Origin of the sequence: Streptomyces chlorus (genome assembly GCF_042655885.1) — a bacterium.
GTDB lineage: Bacteria > Actinomycetota > Actinomycetes > Streptomycetales > Streptomycetaceae > Streptomyces > Streptomyces chlorus.
In genome coordinates this window covers 145,125-164,917 of sequence record NZ_JBHSOA010000009.1, presented here as the reverse complement: position 1 = coordinate 164,917, position 19,793 = coordinate 145,125, and the positions used below count along the sequence as shown (strand labels likewise).

Below are 19,793 nucleotides of genomic sequence, written 5' to 3'. Positions count from 1 at the left end.
CTCAGTCCCATTCCAGGCCGCCGCGCCGCCATACGTACGCGTAGGCGACGAAGACGGTGAGCACGAAGAGCAGCATCTCCACGAGCCCGAAAATCCCCAGGGCGTCGAAGGTGACGGCCCAGGGATAAAGGAAGACGATCTCGATGTCGAAGACGATGAAGAGCATCGCCGTCAGGTAGTACTTGATGGGGAAGCGCCCGCCGCCGGCCGGCGTAGGGGTCGGTTCGATACCGCACTCGTAGGCTTCGAGCCTGGCGCGGTTGTACCGCTTCGGACCGATCAGCGTGGCCATGACCACGGAGAAGATCGCAAAGCCTGCCCCGAGGGCTCCCAGTACGAGGATGGGCGCATACGCGTTCACCGCTCCTCGCTCCTCTCACTCGGCACTGACTGCTGGCGAGCCGGGCTCACTTGTGCCCCACGCGTCCCGCGAACCACGCCCGCCCCGGCGAAGATCGAGAACATGTGAAGCAGGTCACAAGCCCAACCGCTCCGCATCCTATGCCCGCCGGTCTGTGATCTGCGACACGGGGTATTGCACAAGCTTTGTGATCTCCACCACCTGACGAACGATCATGAAGCCGGAGGAGCGGTGATCTTCGCACGCGAAGCGTCCACGCCGTCACCAGAAGTGACATTCTGCCGCGTCAGTGCAGGTCAGAGGGATCGTCTCCATATCAAGAGGGTTCCTCTGCATGCAAATTGGTGCTGGATGTGATCACTTGCTAGAGGACGCGTTCACACATCGGAGGGATGCGGGGCGCGATGTGGACGTGTGCACTCGTTCACGAAGTCCGTCCGGTTCGCGGCCGGCCCGCCGCCGGTCGGAGCGCGAGTCCGGGCGCGAGCCCGGCCGGAAACCGAGCGGCAGCCTCGGCGACACCTTCGGCCGCAAGCCGGCCGCGAACCGGACGCCCTCCGGACGCGATTCGTGACGACCCGGATGCGAACCGTGACGACCCGGATGCGAACCGCATCCATTCCGACGCTGCCCACGTGCGGGCCGACGCACCCCCGAACCCGACCCACAGCCCATCCCGAACCCGACCCGGGGCGCACCCCCGAACCCGGACCGACGCGCACCCCCGAACCCGACCCACAGCCCATCCCGAACCCGACCCGGGGCGCACCCCGAACTCGCCCCCGAGGGCACCCCGGACCCGACTCCCGTCGCGACCCGACCGCGACACCGCCGCAATACACCCGCAATCCGGTCGGGGCTCGCACACCGGACGCGACGACAGGGGTGACCGTTCCGTGACCTCCGCCACATCCGCCGGGGCGGCGCAGAAGGAGGGCTTGGCCAATCGTTTCAACCGATGGTAGGTGGAGGGCAATTCGGACGTAAAGATGAAAGACCGTGATCACGGGCCCATTACGCCGCGCCCATAATGTCCGTTATGGCGTCAATAAAGAACGACACGCCCGGGGTTCGGCGCCACGATTGAACAATTGTGGCGCAGCACACGTTTCTTGTGGATATGAAGGAGCCCCTGGTACCGGTTGTTCCCATGTCCCACACCGCTCACATACGAAGCCACCGGAAACCCCGCCGCACCGCGCAGACCACGATGGCGATGCGGGCCGGAGTTGCCGGTGGCGTCCTCGGCACTCTGGCAGTGGCCGGGGCGTCGGCCTCGGCGGTCGCCGCCGAGCCGGTGACCCAGACCCTCGAACTGCCCACCCTGACGGCCGACCTGTCCACTCAGGTGGCCCAGTCCGCGGAGGCCACCCAGCAGGCCGCCGCGAACTACCAGCTGCAGGCCGAGCGTGACGCCGCCGCGGCCAAGGCCGCAAAGGAGGCGAAGGCCGACCTCGCCGAGGCCAAGCAGAAGGCCGAGGCGAGGCAGAAGGCCGCCGAGGACGCTCGCAAGGCCGCCGCCGAGCGCGCCACGCGCGACGCCGAGCGCACCACCCTCACCGCCGACTCGGCCACCACGAGCACGACGGCCACCACGACCACCGCCTCCGCGCCGGCCAATGGCAGCGTCGGAACGGTGATCTCCTTCCTCAAGGCGCAGGTGGGCGACGCCTACGTCATGGGGGCCACGGGCCCCAACGCCTGGGACTGCTCCAGCCTGGTGCAGGCCGCGTTCCGCCAGGTCGGCGTGGACCTCCCGCGCGTCTCGCAGGACCAGTCGACGGTCGGCACCGACGTCTCGCTGTCCAACCTCCAGGTCGGCGACATCCTGTACTGGGGCGGCAAGGGCTCCGCGTATCACACAGGTGTCTACATCGGTAACGGCCAGTACCTGGACGCCGCCAACCCGTCCAAGGGCGTCGTCATCCAGAACCTCTCCGGCTACCCCGCGTCGGGTGCCGTGCGCGTGCTCTGAGCGACACCTGCACGAACCCGGACAAGGACCCGGACCCATAGCGGTCCGGGTCGTCGGGCTCGGTTCACACGGGCTCGGTTCACACGGGCCCCGGTTCGCCTGGGCCGGGGGGCCGCTGCGACTCGGGGGCAGCGGCTCTCCCCGTATGCGGCCGTATGCCCTCACGCGCCCCCACCCGCGCGCCACCCGCCCCGCGCTTCTTCCTCGCCCCGGCCGGGCGAGATCGCCCGCATGCCCGAATTGTCGCCCGTGGCGCGGGGATTGGCGGGCGGAATACTCCGGCCGAGCCCACGTACAGCCGTGTGGCAGGCCCTCACAGCGCTCCGGACACGCGTCGGCGGCCCGCGAGCCCGTCCATCCGGCCCCGGCCGCCCACAGCGCCCCTCACGGCTCCCGCGTATGTGTGACGCGAGGCGCGCCCCGCGTCACGCCTTCGGTGCCACCTTGCTCAGACCGTTGATGATGCGGTCCATCGCGTCGCCGCCCGTGGGGTCCGTCAGGTTGGCGAGCAGTTTCAGGGTGAACTTCATCAGCATCGGGTGCGTCAGCCCGCGCTGGGCGGCGATCTGCATGATCTTCGGGTTGCCGATGAGCTTCACGAACGCGCGGCCGAGCGTGTAGTAGCCGCCGTAGGTGTCCTTCAGGACGCGCGGGTAGCGCTGGAGGGCGATCTCCCGCTGGGCCGGCGTCGCCCGCGCGTGTGCCTGGACGATGACCTCGGCGGCGATCTGCCCGGATTCCATGGCGTAGGCGATGCCCTCGCCGTTGAACGGGTTCACCAGGCCGCCCGCGTCACCCACGAGCAGCAGTCCGCGCGTGTAGTGCGGCTGGCGGTTGAAGGCCATCGGGAGCGCGGCGCCGCGGATCGGGCCGGTCATGTTGTCCGGGGTGTAGCCCCAGTCCTCGGGCAGCGACGCGCACCATGCCTTCAGGATCTCGCGCCAGTCCAGTTCCTTGAAGGAGGCCGAGGTGTTGAGCACCCCGAGGCCGACGTTGCTCGTCCCGTCGCCCATGCCGAAGATCCAGCCGTAGCCGGGCAGCAGCCGGTCCTGCGGACCGCGGCGGTCCCACAGCTCCAGCCAGGACTCCAGGTAGTCGTCGTCGTGGCGCGGCGAGGTGAAGTACGTACGGACCGCGACGCCCATCGGGCGGTCCTCGCGGCGGTGCAGGCCCATGGCCAGGGACAGCCGCGTGGAGTTGCCGTCGGCGGCCACCACCAGCGGGGCCTGGAAGGTGACTTCCCGCTTCTCCTCGCCGAGCTTGGCCTTCACACCGGTGATGCGGCCGGTGCGGTCGTCGATGATCGGCGCGCCCACGTTGCAGCGTTCGTACAGGCGCGCGCCGGCCTTCTGGGCCTGCCGGGCGAGCTGTTCGTCGAAGTCGTCCCGCTTGCGGACCAGACCGTAGTCGGGGAAGGAGGCGAGTTCCGGCCAGTCGAGCTGGAGGCGGACCCCGCCGCCGATGATGCGCAGGCCCTTGTTGCGCAGCCAGCCCGCCTCCTCGGAGATGTCGATGCCCATCGACACGAGCTGCTTGGTGGCGCGCGGGGTGAGGCCGTCGCCGCAGACCTTCTCCCGCGGGAACGCGGTCTTCTCCAGCAGGAGCACGTCGAGACCGGACCTGGCCAGGTGGTACGCGGTGGCGGAGCCGGCCGGCCCCGCGCCCACGACGATCACATCGGCGGTGTTGTCGGAGAGGGGCTCGGTCACGCGGGTTCTCCCCAAGATTCGAAATCTACGTGCCGACGGGCACTGGACATGGGCAGTCTATGCAGCAGGATTGATCACCCGACTGAAGGGCCGCCTCATGAACCGAGCTCTGCCCGCTGTACGGCTCCGCGTACCCACTCACGAGGACGCCTTCACCTGGCACCGGACCTTCGCCGACCCGGACGTCATGGAATTCCACGGCGGCAGGGCCGCGGAGTTGTCGGTCTACGAGGAGCTCACCGCCCGCCAGCGGCGGCACGACGCCGAACTCGGCTTCTGCCTGTGGACCATGGTCGACGGGGCGGACCGCGTCATCGGTTTCACGGGCGCCCAGCCCTGGGAGCGGGACTGGGGTCCGACGGGCGAGATCGAGATCGGCTGGCGCCTCGGCCGGGAGCACTGGGGCAAGGGGTACGCCACCGCCGCGGCGCACCAGACGCTGGAACGGGTGCGCGCCACCGGCGTGCGGGACGTGGTCGCGATGGTCGACGCCCGCAACACCCGCTCGACGGCCGTCACCCGGCGGCTCGGGATGCGCCTCGCCGAGACGTTCACGATCCCGGCCTCGCGCCGGGAGGGGCATTGTTACCGGCTGACCCTGTGAAAGCGGACGCACAAGTGCGAGCGGAAGCATGAGCCATCACTTCCGCTACACCCTGTAATCAATTGTCACAGATAGCCACGCGGTGCTTCCTGTCGGCGCGTGGCCGCGTCTACTCTGCCGGTACCGCTGGGGGGTGACGTCCGTGCATATGACACCCAGGACACTCGACAGGACACCCGAGGTGCGCGTTCCGCGCATGGTCGGCCTGATGGCCGTGGACGCGCGCGAGTCGGCCCGTGCGCGTGGCCTGCATCTCGAGGCGCCGGACCGGCCGGACTTCCATCTGACCGTCGTCGAGTACGTCGTACGCCAGTATCCGCAGCCCGGTGCCGAGGTGCCGCGGGACTCCCTGGTGCACGTGTGGTTCGACTTCGATGAGGGGGACGGCGGAGGAGGCGTGCGCGAGCCGCGCGGGCCCGTACCGCCCGGCGGCGGCCTCCGGCGGGAGCTGGACGAATCCGGCGCCCCCGGCGCGGCCGCCTCCCGCGCGGCGACGGCGATCCTCGGCCCGCCCTGACCGGTCAGGGCCTTCCCCGGCTCGTCCCGACCGGTCAGGGCTGCCTTCCCCGGCCCTCCCTGGCCGGCCCCGGCCTTCCCCGGGCCCGGCCCGCCTCGCCTCAGCTCGCCTTGGAGCCCCGGTGCAGCGCGACCACGCCGCCCGTGAGGTTGCGCCAGGCCACCTTCGTCCAGCCGGCGCCCTGCAGCCGCTCGGCCAGGGCGGGCTGGTCGGGCCAGTCCCGGATGGACTCGGCGAGGTAGACGTACGCGTCGGGGTTGGACGACACCGTGCGGGCCACCGGCGGCAGGGCGCGCATCAGGTACTCGGTGTACACGGTGCGGAACGGCGTCCAGGTGGGGTGGGAGAACTCGCAGATGAGGATGCGTCCGCCGGGCCGGGTCACCCGGTGCATCTCACGCAGCGCCGCGTCCGTGTCCTGGACGTTGCGGAGCCCGAAGGAGATGGTGACGGCGTCGAAGACGTCGTCCTTGAAGGGCAGCCGGGTCGCGTCGCCGGCGGTGTACGGCAGCCAGTTCCGGCGCTGCTTGCCGACCTGGAGCATGCCGAGGGAGAAATCGCAGGGGACGACGTAGGCACCGGCCTGCGCGAAGGGCAGCGAGGACGTCCCCGTACCGGCCGCCAGGTCCAGGACCTTCTCCGCGGGGCGCGCGTCGACCGCCTTCGCCACCTCCTTGCGCCAGATCCGGTCCTGACCGAGCGACAGCACGTCGTTGGTCAGGTCGTACCGTTCCGCGACGTGGTCGAACATCGAGGCGACTTCGTGCGGCTGCTTGTTCAAGGATGCGCGGGTCACGGGCCCATTGTGGCAGGACGGCCCCGCCGCGGCCCCGGAGCCCCCGGGGTGCCGGCGGCAGGCCGGTCTACCGGCGCCGGTGCACCAGCCGTCCGCTCAGGACCGTCGCCACGCACGTGACGGCTCCCCGTTCGCTCAGCGCGGCCTCGTCGGGGACGTCGAACACGGCGAACGTCGCCGCCGCACCCGGGCTCGGGAACGGGGCCACAAGCGCCTCCGTCAGACCCCGGCCGCCGGCCAGCGGATCGAGGCCCGGCCCACCGTCAGGAGCCGCCGGCCCTTCCGGAACGGCCCCGGAACGTACCCCCGCAGCGGCTCTTCCGGCAGCTCCGACAGCGACTCCGGCCGGCCTCGGCTGCACGCTCAGCCCGGCCCGGCGCACCGCGTCCACCACGGCGGGCCGGCGCAGTTCCCCGGCGACGGCGACGGTCCCGTGCGCCAGCATCCGCTGCACCCCGCGCCGCGCGCTCGCGCCCCAGCGGGCGTCGGTCATCGCCAGCGCCGCGAGCGCCGCGCCGACGAGTGGTTCGGTACCCAGTTCGTCGGCCTCGCGCGGGTCTGGATGGTAGGCGTGCTCCAGCAGTTCGGGCCCGTACGGGTTCAGGAGCCCGGGGGCGAGCAGTCCCGGCCAGCGTCGTACCCGGGCCGTGGGATGTGCGGCCGCCAGTTCGCCGTACGGGCCGACGGCCGCGACCGTCCGCCCGTCGACGAGTGCCGCACCCTGCGGCACCGACGGCCGCCCGTCCCCCGTGATCAACAGGTCGGCGGCGTGAAGTGTCGGCATACGAAACCTAGTTGGAGGCCAGGAGCTTCAGCTCCGGGTGGGCCGTGCCGCCCTCGATCGCCGTGGAGGAGATGTGGGAGGCCACGCGGTCGTCGACGGGGTCGTCGGCCGGGTCGTCGTGCACGACGAGGTGCTCGTACGTGGTCGACCGCTGGGCGGGTACCCGTCCGGCGCGGCGGATGAGGTCGATGATCTCCAGCCGGTTGGAGCGGTGCTTGGCGCCGGCCGACGACACGACGTTCTCCTCCAGCATGATCGAGCCGAGGTCGTCGGCGCCGTAGTGCAGGGAGAGCTGGCCGACCTCCTTGCCGGTGGTCAGCCACGAGCCCTGGATGTGGGCCACGTTGTCGAGGAAGACGCGGGCGATGGCGATCATCCGCAGGTACTCGAAGAGGGTGGCCTGCGTCCGGCCCTTCAGGTGGTTGTTCTCGGGCTGGTAGGTGTACGGGATGAAGGCACGGAAGCCGCCGGTGCGGTCCTGCACGTCCCGGATCATGCGCAGGTGCTCGATGCGCTCGGCGTTGGTCTCGCCGGTGCCCATCAGCATGGTGGACGTCGACTCGACGCCCAGCCCGTGCGCGATCTCCATGATCTCCAGCCAGCGCTCGCCGGACTCCTTCAGCGGCGCGATGGCCTTGCGCGGGCGTTCGGGCAGCAGCTCGGCACCGGCCCCGGCGAAGGAGTCGAGCCCGGCCTGGTGGATCCGGGTGATGGCCTCCTCGACCGACACCTTCGAGATCCGGGCCATGTGCTCGACCTCGCTCGCCCCCAGGCTGTGGATGACGAGCTGCGGAAACTCCTTCTTGATGGCGGCGAAGTGCTTCTCGTAGTACTCGACGCCGTAGTCCGGGTGGTGGCCGCCCTGGAACATGATCTGCGTGCCGCCCAGCTCGATCGTCTCCGCGCAGCGGCGCAGGATGTCGTCGAGGTCGCGGGTCCAGCCCTTGGCGGTGTCCTTGGGCGCGGCATAGAAGGCGCAGAATCTGCACGCCGTGACGCACACGTTCGTGTAGTTGATGTTGCGCTCGATGATGTACGTGGCGATGTGCTCGGTGCCGGCGTACTTCCGCCTGCGTACGGCGTCGGCGGCGGCGCCCAGCGCGTGCAGCGGGGCGTCGCGGTAGAGGTCGAGCGCCTCTTCGGGGGTGATCCGCCCACCGGCGGCGGCACGGTCGAGGATGGGCTGAAGGTCGGCCTTCTCGGTCACCGGGCGTCCCTTTCGTAAGGTTCGTAAGGGTTGTGGACGGGCTGAACCAGCCTACGCCAGCGGCCCACGACGCCCGACGTCAGGCCGATGGGCGCCCCGTCGCACCTGCCCAACCGTCACATCGTGTACGCGCCGGCGGCGGCCGGAATGCGTCACACGACGGCCGGAGTGCGTCACACCGCTGCCGAATGTGCGTCACGCGGCGGGCCGGGCACCCGTCGGACCGGGCACGCGGTGGGCCGGGCACTGTCGGAGGGGGTACGCCTCGGAGGGGGTACGCACCCGGTCGGTGACGCCGGATGCGTCACGCCGTATACGCGCCGATCAGCAACCCGGCGAACACCCCGGCGATCAGGAACGGCCCGAACGGGAGGGCAGTCCCGCGCCCCGCCCGCCGCGCGACGACGAGGGCACCGCCGTACAGCGCCCCGAACAGGAACCCGGCGAAGGTGCCGAGCATCGCGGTGGGCCAGCCGTACCAGCCGAGGACGGCCCCCGCGCCGAGGGCGAGCTTCACGTCGCCGAAGCCCATGCCGGCCGGGTTGATGAGGAACAGGACGAAGTAGCCGGCGCCGAGCGCCAGGGCGCCCAGCAGGGCGGTCGTCCAGGTGCCCGCGTGCTCGGGGAGGAGGGCGACGATGCCGAGCAGGGCGAGGGCGGCCGCGGCGAAGGGGAGGGTGAGCGGGTCGGGCAGCCGCTGGACCCGGAAGTCGACGACCGCCAGCAGCACCCCGACGGGCGCGAGCAGCAGCCAGACGGCCAGCTCGGGGCGGGTCCCGGTGGCGGCGGCGAGGACGGCGCACACGAGCGCGGTGACGGCTGCGGGGACGGCGGGCCCGGTGCCGTACGACGTCCCGGCAGCCCTCTCTCCGTCTCCGCGCGGGACGCCCTCCTCGCGCCGGGCACCCTGTCCGCACCGGACGCACTGTCCGCACCGGGCCCGTCCGAGCCACCCGCGCAGCGGATGCCCCTCGGGGCACTGGGCGCGCCACGCCTCCCCCGCCGGGACGGCGAACCGGTACACCGCGCGGGGCAGCAGCGCACCCGCCACCGCACCCCACAGCACGGCGACCAGGACGACGACCGCGACCGACGGCACCGGCAGATCACTCATCCCGCGGCCGCGACCGCGTCGCGCCAGGTCGGCAGCAGTTCGTCGAGCAGTGCCTCGGTGCGCGGCGGCAGCCCGCGGGCGCCGCCGCGGCCGATGAGGTCGGTGGCGAGGGCGGTGAGCCGGGAGGGGTCGTCGAGGGCGTGGGTGGCGCGCAGCAACTCGTTCCACAGCCGCTCGTCGACCGGGGCGGTGCGCAGGGCCGCGTCGAGCGCCTCGATGGCCTTCTCCGCGCGGCCCTTCTCCATGTGGAACTCGGAGAGGGCGAGACCGGTGTCGGCGACGAGCAGCGGAAGCTGGGCGTCGACGATCTCGTGGGTGAGCCAGCGGTAGCGGCCCTCGGGCCGGTCGGCGAACAGCGGTCCCCGCACCAGCACCAGCGCGTCGGTGAGCAGCCGTCCGCGGACGGCCCGGCTGTCGACGCCCTTGCCCTGGGTCGCCTCGTGGTACAGCGACCGCAGCACGTCCAGGTCGGAGACGACGGACTTGGCGAGGGTGAGCCGGCCGGTGCTGTCGGTGCCGAGGCGGGGGGTGCCGTCGGCGTCGGTGCCGAGCCAGGCGCGCAGCCGGTCGAGGAGCGCCTCGCGCACGTCGTCGGTGACACCGCGCGGCCACAGCGCGGAGGACAGCACGCGCGGGTGCACGCCCTCACGGTGCAGGAGCAGCAGGGCGAGCGCCTCGTGGAGCAGGGGGCTGCGCTCCCCGTCCGGGGTGTCGAGGCCGATGATCTCGTACGGCCCGACGAGACGCGCGTACACGGCCGGCCGGCCCTGCTCACTGATGTCGACGAGGAACGGCGGGGTGTTGACCGGCCCGTCGGGTCCGCGGTCCGGGTCGGCCTCCACGAAGAGTTCGACGACCGCCCGCTGCTGGGCGGCGGGCAGGAGCTGCGCGTCGAGTTCGAGGCCGAGCAGGGGCGCGAGCAGCTTGCCCTCGCCGGTGATCTCCATCTCCCAGGCGGCGCCCGGCAGATCGCCGCTTCCGGTGCCGACGAGGTAGCCGATGCCGAGGCGGCTCGCGTCGGCGGCGAGTTCGGCGAGCTTGACGGCGTCCTCGGCGGACGGCTCGGCGGCGAGCAGGACGAGCTGCGGGGCCCAACGGGTGTGCTGGGCCGGGCCGGTACGTCCGGTGAGGACGGAGTCGTGCCCGGCGGCGCCCAGCGCGCCCCGCCGCTGCCGGGTCTCCGCCTCCATGGTCTCGAGGAGTGCCTCGATGTCGTCGAGGTGGCGGAGCCGGTTGGGGGCGAGCGGGGTCAGGTCCTCGCCGAACCCGACAAGGGTGATGGTCATACGGTCCGACCATCCGTTGGTCGCCAGTTCGGCGGCGACGGAGGCGAACACGGCGGCCCGGTCGGCCTCGCTGCCGCTCAGCGAGACGATGCCGGGGACGGACTCCAGGTTGAGCAGCAGCCGCGAGTCGTCCATGGTGCCGAGACTGACCAGACCGGGGTAGGGGGCGGCGGTGTCGGCGTCCTCGTACTGCCCGGCGTCGTCCTTGGCCAGCATCCAGAACGTCTGGTCCTGCCCGAGCCGCCACGGCGCCGGGGGCTTGCCGGCCGGCTGGGCTAGCTGGAGGTGCAGGTCGCCGGCGCTGAGCCAGGCCGCGTACACGGTCGGCAGGGCGCGCGACTCGGCGGCGAGGGAGGCGGCGAGCCCGCGCAGGGACCGGTCGAGCAGCCGTACGCCTTCGGGGTCGGCGCCGACGAGCAGCGCGTCCTGGACGTCCTGGGCGTCGCCGTGCGGCGTGGGCGGCTCCATCCCGCGCCGCCCCCCGATCCCCCCGAACGCCGACTGCCACAGCGCCTGCCGACGCCGGCGCCCGAGGGCGCCGAGGAGGCCGGCGGCGAGGAGGGGCGCGGCGAGCAGGGCTTCGGGCAGGCCGAAGGAGTGCCCGGCCTCGGCGGCAGGGGTGACGTGCTCCTGCCCAGCGCTGGGGGCGGGGGCAGGAGCGGGAGCCGGGTTCGCCGGGGCGGGCGCGGGCCGCTGTTCGGGAAGGGAGACGTGGGCGTCGCTGCCGCCACCCCGGGCTCCGGCTCCCCCGCTCCCTTGCGCGTGCTCCCCGGTCCGGGCGTAGTCGTGGATCTGCTGCTGCGCCTCGGGCGAGACCTCGGGTGCCTCGTCGGGCATCTCGACCAGGTCGCCGCCGCGCGCGTCGCCGGGCATCTCCATGATCCAGCCGGGCCGGATGAGACTGGCCTCGGAGAGCTTGGAACCGTCCGGCTGGGTGCGGTCCTTGTTGAGGGCGAAGATCTCCTTGTACCGGCGCCCGTCCCCGAGGTGCCGCTCGGCCACCTCCCAGAGGGAGTCGTGGTGACGCCCCTCGGGCGGCTGGATCCGGTAGAACTTCGTGTCGTCCTGCTGGGCGGTGCCGCCACCCGCCTCGGCCTGTGCGGCGGCGTGGGACGCCTGCTCGGCGAGGGCGGCGGCGGCCCCGGCGGCCTGCTCCTGCTGCTGCGCGAAGAGCCCCGGCGTCTGCTGGGCGGTGGCGGCCGTAGCCTGCTGGTTCCCCTCGACGCCCTGCCCCAACTGCGAGAGCCCCGGCGTGAAACTCGCCGTGGCGGCACCGACGAGCAGCAGCGCGGCCACGAGTTGACGCGCGAGCAGCTGACTGGGTCCGGCCCCGGGCACCCGCCCGGGCACGCCGACCCCGGACAGCGCGGCCTTCATCTCTACGAGCACGCAGGCGGTGAACTGGGCCCAGGCGAGCCAGACGAAGAACACCAGGATGCTCTGGAAGGTCTTGACGGAGACGTCCGCCTTGAGCCACTCCATCGGCTCGAACGTGCTCGGCAACGGCCGGCCCGCCGCCATCGCGAGTGCGGCCGGAACCCCCACCACCAGCACGAGCAACGCCACGAAGGCGAAGAACGCCTTGACGAAGTCCCCGAAGGTCCGCCTTCGTATCCGCACGGGCTGAGGCGTCCGGTTCCGCGGAGTCACGGCGGAACCCCCGCTGCGGTCTCCCGTCGCGCTGGACGAGCTTGAACTACGGCGTCGTGGCATGGCGGGTGTCCCGGGTCGTGTGGGTGTGGGAGGAGGAAGGAGCAGAAGCGACGGCGAGAGGCGGGTCGGTCTGAACTACCGAGCGAAAGGGAGCTACAGAACCACAGAGATCCTATTGACTCGCGCCTCCCCCGTCGAAGGCCACCTTCGCACCCACCACGCCACACTTCCCGCACAACTCTGAACGCACCCAAGTCCCCGACGTCGTATGCCGGCACCGCTCAGGAACGGCGGTGCCGGCAACCACGCGGGACCCGTCAGCGGAACAGGTCCTCCGCCGTCTCGGCGTGCACCGCCCGCTGCGCCCAGACCTCGAGCTGCACCAGGTCGGTGCACGCCGGCCGACCAGCGCACGCGCAGCGCCGCCGGCCCTTTCGCGTCAGCCGACCTCGTTCTCCGCCACCGCCTGGCCGCGCACCACCACGTCACCGCCGTAGAACACGCCGGTGAAGACGGGCGAGTACGTCAACTGGACCTGCACCTGCACGCCTTGGGCACTGGCCGCCACGCAGTGCGTACCGGCGACGTCCGCGCCGGACATGTCCATCTCGCGGGCGAAGGCCTTCACCCGGGCGTCGCAGTTCTCGTAGTTGATGGGCGCGGGCTCGTCCACGTTCTCGTACAGGGCCTCGCGGTCGATGTCCTGGGCGGCGTAGCGGGCAGCCTGTTCGGCGATGTCGGCGGCGCGCTCGCGCTGGGAGATGGAGAGGCCGCCGTCGATGACGAAGGCCGCGAGGGAGATGAAGACCAGCGCGAAGACGATGACCGCGCCGGCACCCGAGCCGCGGTCGTCGAATCCCGGCCCGCGATACGTCAGCCACGTACGCACACGTGCTCTCACGCCGTCCTCCGGTACGGATCCAGCGGTGAACTGAAGGTCGCGGACAGGGTCGTCGGAATGTTCAGGCCCAGGGTGGCCAGCCCGCGCACCTCGCAGCTCACCTCGACCGTGAAGAGGGTGTCCGGTTCGAAGCCCTGGCTGGTCTGCACGACGCTCACCGGGCCCGAGCAGATGTCCGCGAGGTTCGCCTCCGCCGCCTGGCGTGCTTCGGCCATCGCCCGTCCATGGTCCTTCTGGATGGAGCCCGCGCGTGCCGCGTCCCGGGCGGCGCCGTCCAGCGCACCGCGACCGCTGGCCAGCTGGCCGAACGCCACCAGCACCAGGATGAACAGGATCATCACCGGGGCGAGGATCACCACCTCGATGGTGGACAGGCCGCGGTCGTCCACAGGTATCCGGCGGGACGGGCCCTGGCCGTCCCCGTCCACCGGTCCCCGGTGCTCCGGCCGAAGGGGGGCGTCCATCTAGTTCTCCCCCTCTTCCACGAACCGCTCCACCGGGCCCGCCGACCGGGCGTGCACCGTCAGGTCGAAGCCCGGGAACACCGTCGGGATGCGGGCCGTGATCTCCACGCCCACCGTGTCCTGCTCCGGCTGGAGCATCCTCACGTCCGGCGACAGCACCAGCTGCGGTCCCAGTTGCCGGATGTAGCTGTCCACCACGTCCCGCGCCTCCCCCTGCCAGCCGCCCGGCTGGGCGTCCGCCGTCGCCCGCGCCTTGCGCGCGCCCGCCTGCGCCGCCGCCTGGGCGACGTGGTCCGCGAAGAAGTACAGCGCGAACTGCACCGTCGCGAAGATCATGAAGAACAGGACGGGCGTGAGCAGCACGAACTCGATCGCGGTCATGCCGGAGTCGCCGCGGGCGGAGGCGGCCTCCACCCGTCGGCGTACCCAGCGACGTACGCGCACCGGCATTCCCCGTCCCAGTCCCGTTCCAGTCCTGTCCTCGACCTCGGCGTACGTACGCTCAGCAGGTGCTGCCCGCGTTCGCGCCCTTGATGCAGTCGCCGACCTTGTTGGCGCCCTCGCTCAGCGCGGCGTTGATGATGGCGGCGACCACGCCGACGATCGCCACGACGACCGCCGAGATGATGACCCACTCCACCGCGGAGGCACCGCGGTCCAGTTCGCCGGAGCGGGCACGCTCCACACGGGCCCGCATGAAGGTGACCAGGAAGTCGACGGCGGGGATGCCGGTGTGGAAGGTACGTCCGTTCATGACGCTTCGTCCTCTCGTGTTCGGTTCACAGATGCTCTGACGTACGGTTCACGGCTGTCGGTTCGCAAGGGGCGATGGGTGGCCCATGGTTCACAGCGCCACGTCCTTCCGTTCACGGTTCTCACACCTGGAACACCCGCATCGCCGCCGGGAAGATCAGGAACACGAGGAACCCCGCGCACAGCAGCAGCTGCGCCACGAGCATCGACTGGGACTTCTCGCCCGCGCTGCCCTCGATCTCGGAGAGTTCGCGGTGGCGCATGGTCTCCGCGCGGGAGGCGAGGGACTCGCGGACCTTGGCGCCGTCGTCCGCGACCAGGGCGAGGGAGGCGGAGAGGTCCTTCAGCTCCTCGACGCCCAGCTCCTCACCGAGCTGCCCGAGCGCCTGCCACTGGCTGATACCGGTGATCCGGGCGTCGGCGAGGGCGTTGCGGATGCGCTGCGTCGCCCAGCCGTCGGACACCTCGGCCGCCGCCATCAGCGCCTCGGGGAGACCGCGTCCGCCGGCCAGGCTCATCGATACCAGGTCCAGGTAGGCGCCGATGACCCGACGCAGGTCGCGCCGCTTCTCGGCGGCGTCCCGGCGTACCTCCAGGTCGGGCAGGAAGAAGAAGACGACCGCACAGAGCAGGGCCAGCCAGACCGGGACGATCGGGCTGCGACTGAAGCCGAGCGTCCAGACGATCGCGAAGAGGAACGGCCCGAAGAACAGGCCCCCCGCCGCCAGCAGCACCTTCGTCGCCAGGAACTTCTCCCAGCCGCGTTCCAGTACGGCCAGATCGGCGCGCAGCGAACGCTGTTCCCAGCCCTGCTGGAGATAGAACTCGGCGATGCGCGCGCCCACTTCGCCGCGCAGTGACGCGAACCGTCCGGTGTCCTTCTGCGTGCGGGCCGACTCGTACGCCGCGCCCCGCGCCCGCATCGCGTCGATCCGGGCGACCTGGGCGACCGCGCTGCGCTTGGTCGGCATCAGGGCCCGGACCAGGACGTAGACGCCCAGACCGAGGACCGCGCCGACGACCACCGGCATCGTCAGTTCGTCGTTCACCGTCGTCCCCCCCTGCCCTGCTGGTCCCTGCCCTGCTGGTGCGGGAGCCGCAGCGACGGCGCGTTCCCCTGCTCCGTCCGCTGCTGCGCCGTGGCGGTCGCCGCCCCCGGAGTGCGGGGCCGTACGAACTGGACCGCCGACTCGTCGCGCACCAGGAAGCGTTCGGGTGTCTCGATGGTGGACAGCTTGCGCAACCACCAGAAGCCGAGCGCGAACAACCCACAGACACAGGCGAGTACGAGTTGCCCCACGGCCGTTCCGTACGGCTCGACGAATTCCCGGTTGAAGATGGCCAGTCCGAGGACGAACGCGATCGTGACCGCGACGACGATCTGCACCGACCGCCGGGTGGAGGCCCGTTGGGCCATGACGCGCTGCCGCATGTCGACCTCTTCGCGCGCCGACTTGGCCAGTGCGCCCAGCACCTGCCGCAGACCGGGGCCGCGCAGCTTGGCGTTGAGGATGAGCGCGGCGACGATGATGTCGGCGGAGGCGTCGTCGATCTCGTCGGCGAGATGCTGGAGCGCCTCGGGCAGCGGGGTCCGGGAGCGCAACCGGTCGACGAGCGCGTCGAGATGGGGACGCAGGACGGGCGCGGCCGCCCGTGCCGACGCCGGGATGGCCTGCTCCAGTCCCACCGCGCCGGCGATGGTGTCACGCAGCGACTCCGTCCAGGAGGCCAGGGCCTCCACGCGCCGCATGGCGGCCCGCTCCTCCGCGGCTCCGCCGAAGAGGCGGTCCCAGAAGAAGACGAGGACGGCGGCGGCGACACCGGCGACGGTCCAGCGGGTCAGCAGCAGCACGGCGAGTCCGACGATCGCGGCGAGGGAACCACGCTGCCCCGCGAACCGGACCAGCTCGGCGGCGCGTCGGCTCGACTTCTGCTTCTCGTGCTCCGGCTTGGCGGGCAGTCCGCGCACGGCGACGACGAGCAGCGCGAGGCCGCCGCCGACGGCGACGCCGCACCCGAGCGCGTACAGGACCGTGGTGGAGAACAGGCTGCCCATCGAGCCGAGCGAGGCAGTCGCGGCGAGGTCCGTGGTCGTACGGGTCACCGGGTCACCCCCACGTTCCGCTGGGCCGGTAGCCGTAGGCCATCAGTTCCTCCAGGCAGGCGATGGGGGCGTGCGGCAGGACCCGGCCGTCGGGCGACTGGGCGAACACCTCGCTGGACAGGACGCGTCCGTCGACGCCGTTGACCTCGCGGACGGAGGTGACCATGCGCTGGAGCCGGCCGCCGTTCTGGAACTCGTTGCGCTGCTCGATGAAGACGACGAAGTTCACCGCGCCCGCGATCAGCATCTGGCTGGCCTCGATGGGCAGTCGCTCCGTCGCCTGCAGGGCGTACGTCGAAATACGGTTGAAGACCTCGCTGGAGCTGTTGGCGTGAATCGTGGACAGCGAACCGTCGTTGCCCTGCGACATCGCGTTCAGCATCGTCACGATCTCGTCGCCGAGCACCTCACCGACGATGACCCGCGAAGGGTTCATACGCAGCGACCGGCGCACCAGCTCGGCCATGGAAATGGTGCCCTGCCCCTCGGAGTTGGGCAGGCGCTCCTCGAACGCCACGACGTTCGGGTGAAGTTCGGGGAAGGAGTCGAGGCCGAGCTCCAGGGCGCGTTCGACGGTGATGAGACGTTCGTGCGGCGGAATCTCGTTGGCGAGAGCGCGCAGCAGTGTCGTCTTACCGGCGTTCGTGGCACCCGCGATCATGATGTTCTTGCGGGCCCGCACCGCACAGGCCAGGAAGTGCCCCAACTCGGGTGCGAGCGTGCCGTTTCCGACCATGTCGGAGATGAACACCTTGCCCATACGGGCCCGTCGGATGGACAGCGCGGGGCGCCTCGTCACATCCATGACGGCGGAGAGCCGGGAACCGTCCGGCAGCCGCAGGTCGAGCTGCGGGTTCGCGGAGTCGAAGGGCCGGGAGGAGAGGCCGGAGTACGCGCCGAGTACCTGGATGAGCTCGATGAGCTCCTCGTCGGTCTCGGCGACGGGCTCGCCCTGCACCTCGTGGCCGTCCGCATAGCCGACGAACACCTGGTCGCAGCCGTTGATGTCGATGTTCTCGACCTCGGGGTCGTCGAGCAGCGGCTGGAGCCGCCCGACGCCGAACAGCGCGGCGTGCACGGCGGCCGCGTACTGCTCCTCGGTCTCGGCGTCCAGCGGCGTACGGCCCGCGTTGATCTCGGAGCGGGCCTGCTCCTCGAGGATCTGGGCTATGACGGCCCGCGCGAACTGGCGCTCGTCCTCGGTGGACATCGGCGTGACGCCGTTGACCTGGTCGAGGCGGCGCTGTTCGGAGATGCGGTCGCCGGCGTCCTGGCGGAACCGCTTGACCAGTTGATGGTCGACGGCGGTCATCGTCCGGCTCCGGCACGGCCGTCGGACGGCCGGCCGCCCTGCGGGCTTCCCTGCGGGGCGGCCTGCTGACCCGGCTGACCGGGCTGACCGGGCTGACCGGGCTGACCGGGCTGGTACTGCTGGGCCGACGGTGCGTACTGGCCCTGCTGCTGGGGCTGGGACTGGGACTGGCGCTGGGACTGCTGCGGGTGCTGAGGCTGATGGGACTGCGCGGCGTGAGCGGAGGCAGCCCAGGCGGCGCCGTACTGCTGGTACAGGTCGGCGGTCACCTTGCGGGCGGTGCGGATCAGCAGCGACTTGTCGAGCCGGCCCCGCCTGCGGCCCGCCAGCTGCTCGGCGCCGGCCGGGTCGTCGGCGAGGGTGCCGACCACGCGGGCGCCGGTCTGGGCGTGCACGAGCATGTCGTTGACCTGCGAGGCGAGCTTGGCCGCACTGCCGGTGTCGGCGATCAGGACGACACCGACCATCGGGCTGCCCGGCCCGGCGACGCGCGATCCGCCGTTCAGCTTGCCTGCCAGGGCGGCGGCACGGTCCCGGACCCGGGCGAGCGCCTCCGGTTCGGTACGCGAGACGAGCAGGACGAGGGAGGCGTGCGGGAACAGCTCGGCCGCCGGCGTGTCGCCGCTGATCCGCCCGCAGTCGGCGATGACGTCGGCGGCCGCGTGCGGGGAGTCGGCGAGGGAGGCGAAGGCGCGCCCGAGGGTCGGCCACAGCCCGGCGAGGCCGGCGGCCTGCTCGGAGTTGCCGAGTCCGACGAGTACTTCGAGACCGCCGCTCAACGGCTGGACGTGGTCCCACAGTTGGTCGGGCACGAGCCCGCGCCGCGCGGTGGCGGCGATGGACAGCATGCCGGTGTTGGGGTTGAGCGGACCGCCGTGGGCGGCGGCGCTGCGGTAGACGAGGTCACCGCCCGCCGGGTCGGTCTCGGCGAGCAGCACACGCCGCGGCCAGACCGCCGCGAGAGCGACGGCCGCGGTGGTGACGCCGGGGGAACCCTTGTCGGCGGCGAGAGCGATCAGGGCCATGAGCGAAGCGCCGCCTTCTAGTTGCCAGGAACGAGGACGAGAGCCACCTCGCCGTTGGAGGCGGCCTGGGCGAGTGCGGCGGCCTGGGCACTGTCGACGACCAGCGTCACGGGCAGATTGGCGCTGCTGACAATGCTGCCGTCGCCGCCCTCCTGCTTGGGCACGAAGTCCACACGAGCCTGCTCGACGATCACGGAACCGCTGTTGCCGGCCGCGGAGCCGCCGTCCTCGTCGGCATCGCTCCCGGAACTCGATCCCCTGCTGCCGACGCGGTACGCGGCAACGGTGTCGCCGCCCTTGATCCCGGCCGGGTACCGCCCTTCCTTGAGGGACAGGCCGACGACGGCCTTGCCCTCCGGAACCTTGGCCCCCTCCCCGAACATCTCGCCTACGGCGACCACGTTCTTCGGGATGTTGCTGACGGCCTTGAGCTTCTTCAGCGCGGCCAGCTGGGTCCACTCGATGTAGTGAATCCCGGGATCCTCGACGACGAGTACCGACGTCACGTTACTGTCCGTGACAGCCTGCCCCGCCGGAATCTCCTCGGTGACCTTCACGACCTCGATCCGGTCCCCCACCTGGAGCACCAGCATCGTGGCACCGAGCGCGCCCACGAGGATCAGCAGCACCGCGAGCGCGGCCAACGCGGGTTTGCGCTCGCGAGGCGGAGCGGGAAGCCGGTCACCGACCGACGGCTGAGCCGCGGAACGCCCCGCGCCCGCCCCCGTACGCTCCTGGATCTTCACGCAACCGCTCCCCGTACACCCAAGATGATGTCTGCCAAGCACCCCGGAAATCGGGGCACTTCCTCCACGTCCACTCGCGCACAGACATGCGGGACGCGGCCGGACTTACCGGCTCGACCTTGGCCGATACCCAGCGCCGAGGCGAGTGTCAAGCCATGGCACCGTACCAGTCGCACATCAGCCCCTCAAGGCACACCCAACGTCACAGGAACCACAGGGAACGCTGCTGTTCTTCTGCAACTACAGCCTCAACCGCGAACTGGAACACTCCCGTTGAGGAATGCGTGAACGAGCAGGTCGCCGCCTGTGCGAGAGCGAACCGACGAGACGTCCAAGTGCCCACCACAGCAACCCGGTTCAACACGCCCCACCCATGAGGTCTGCACGAATCGCTCACGAGGCCCCGTACCGGGCCATGCCATGATCGACGGTCCGGCCCACCCACTCGGCGGCCGACGCTCCACCTGCACCCCCACGAACTC

The 19,793-nt window shown here is 71.3% G+C and carries 18 protein-coding genes and 1 pseudogene; 3 read left to right on the top strand and 16 right to left on the bottom strand.

What is annotated here, in order from left to right:
• Position 1: 1 nt before the first annotated feature.
• Entirely contained in the window at positions 2-361 is a 360-nt protein-coding gene (locus tag ACFPZI_RS05135; RefSeq protein ID WP_030420561.1) for an NADH-quinone oxidoreductase subunit A, read from the bottom strand.
• A 1,120-nt stretch (positions 362-1,481) separates the two neighbouring features.
• Here ACFPZI_RS05135 and ACFPZI_RS05130 point away from each other — a divergent pair.
• Positions 1,482-2,336 carry a C40 family peptidase gene (locus ACFPZI_RS05130; protein WP_381358756.1) on the top strand — a complete coding sequence of 285 codons (855 nt, stop codon included), beginning with the start codon at positions 1,482-1,484 and terminating at the stop codon, positions 2,334-2,336.
• Between the two features lie 425 nt (positions 2,337-2,761).
• Here ACFPZI_RS05130 and ACFPZI_RS05125 read toward each other — a convergent pair whose 3' ends face one another.
• Positions 2,762-4,045 (bottom strand): geranylgeranyl reductase family protein, encoded by a 1,284-nt coding sequence (locus ACFPZI_RS05125; RefSeq protein WP_381358753.1) that lies wholly within the window; start codon positions 4,043-4,045, stop codon positions 2,762-2,764.
• Positions 4,046-4,142: 97 nt separating this feature from the next.
• On the opposite strand from ACFPZI_RS05125, the gene ACFPZI_RS05120 reads away from it, so the two are divergent.
• Both ACFPZI_RS05120 and ACFPZI_RS05115 read left to right on the top strand, forming a co-directional pair.
• Complete coding sequence (locus ACFPZI_RS05120; protein ID WP_381358750.1) at positions 4,143-4,649, top strand: GNAT family N-acetyltransferase; 507 nt, start codon at positions 4,143-4,145, stop codon at positions 4,647-4,649.
• Positions 4,650-4,797: 148 nt separating this feature from the next.
• Positions 4,798-5,166, top strand: coding sequence for a PASTA domain-containing protein (locus ACFPZI_RS05115; protein WP_381358747.1), 369 nt, complete (start codon positions 4,798-4,800; stop codon positions 5,164-5,166).
• A 100-nt stretch (positions 5,167-5,266) separates the two neighbouring features.
• Here the strand turns inward: ACFPZI_RS05115 and ACFPZI_RS05110 are convergent, their stop codons facing one another.
• The 14 genes and pseudogenes from ACFPZI_RS05110 to ACFPZI_RS05045 form a co-directional block, all read right to left on the bottom strand.
• A complete protein-coding gene (locus tag ACFPZI_RS05110; RefSeq protein WP_381358745.1) occupies positions 5,267-5,962 on the bottom strand; it encodes a demethylmenaquinone methyltransferase in 696 nt (231 codons plus the stop codon).
• 67 nt (positions 5,963-6,029) lie between these two features.
• Positions 6,030-6,746, bottom strand: a complete 717-nt coding sequence (locus tag ACFPZI_RS05105) for an imidazolonepropionase-like domain-containing protein (protein WP_381358742.1) — start codon at positions 6,744-6,746, stop codon at positions 6,030-6,032.
• A 7-nt stretch (positions 6,747-6,753) separates the two neighbouring features.
• Complete coding sequence (mqnC, locus tag ACFPZI_RS05100) at positions 6,754-7,953, bottom strand: cyclic dehypoxanthinyl futalosine synthase (RefSeq protein WP_381358740.1); 1,200 nt, start codon at positions 7,951-7,953, stop codon at positions 6,754-6,756.
• 304 nt (positions 7,954-8,257) lie between these two features.
• Positions 8,258-9,067, bottom strand: coding sequence for a prepilin peptidase (locus tag ACFPZI_RS05095; protein ID WP_381358737.1), 810 nt, complete (start codon positions 9,065-9,067; stop codon positions 8,258-8,260).
• Entirely contained in the window at positions 9,064-12,066 is a 3,003-nt protein-coding gene (locus tag ACFPZI_RS05090; protein WP_381358735.1) for a BTAD domain-containing putative transcriptional regulator, read from the bottom strand. Before ACFPZI_RS05090 ends, ACFPZI_RS05095 begins: the two co-directional genes overlap by 4 nt.
• A 379-nt stretch (positions 12,067-12,445) precedes the next feature.
• On the bottom strand, positions 12,446-12,907 hold the full coding sequence (locus ACFPZI_RS05085; RefSeq protein ID WP_381358732.1) for a Tad domain-containing protein: 462 nt from the start codon (positions 12,905-12,907) through the stop codon (positions 12,446-12,448).
• Complete coding sequence (locus ACFPZI_RS05080; protein WP_381358730.1) at positions 12,904-13,371, bottom strand: TadE/TadG family type IV pilus assembly protein; 468 nt, start codon at positions 13,369-13,371, stop codon at positions 12,904-12,906. Before ACFPZI_RS05080 ends, ACFPZI_RS05085 begins: the two co-directional genes overlap by 4 nt.
• Positions 13,372-13,821, bottom strand: coding sequence for a TadE family protein (locus ACFPZI_RS05075; protein WP_381358727.1), 450 nt, complete (start codon positions 13,819-13,821; stop codon positions 13,372-13,374).
• A gap of 52 nt (positions 13,822-13,873) precedes the next feature.
• The gene (locus tag ACFPZI_RS05070) at positions 13,874-14,125 is read right to left on the bottom strand and encodes a hypothetical protein (protein ID WP_055594189.1); all 252 of its coding nucleotides are present in this window, start codon (positions 14,123-14,125) and stop codon (positions 13,874-13,876) included.
• A gap of 121 nt (positions 14,126-14,246) precedes the next feature.
• Entirely contained in the window at positions 14,247-15,155 is a 909-nt protein-coding gene (locus tag ACFPZI_RS05065; RefSeq protein ID WP_381359501.1) for a type II secretion system F family protein, read from the bottom strand.
• A 14-nt stretch (positions 15,156-15,169) separates the two neighbouring features.
• Positions 15,170-16,180 (bottom strand): type II secretion system F family protein, encoded by a 1,011-nt coding sequence (locus ACFPZI_RS05060; RefSeq protein ID WP_381359498.1) that lies wholly within the window; start codon positions 16,178-16,180, stop codon positions 15,170-15,172.
• Between the two features lie 52 nt (positions 16,181-16,232).
• Positions 16,233-17,540, bottom strand: coding sequence for a CpaF family protein (locus ACFPZI_RS05055; protein ID WP_381358724.1), 1,308 nt, complete (start codon positions 17,538-17,540; stop codon positions 16,233-16,235).
• Positions 17,541-17,728: 188 nt separating this feature from the next.
• Positions 17,729-18,565: pseudogene (locus ACFPZI_RS05050) on the bottom strand (hypothetical protein); the annotation flags it as partial.
• 17 nt (positions 18,566-18,582) lie between these two features.
• Positions 18,583-19,311, bottom strand: a complete 729-nt coding sequence (locus tag ACFPZI_RS05045) for a hypothetical protein (protein WP_381358721.1) — start codon at positions 19,309-19,311, stop codon at positions 18,583-18,585.
• Positions 19,312-19,793 lie beyond the last annotated feature (482 nt).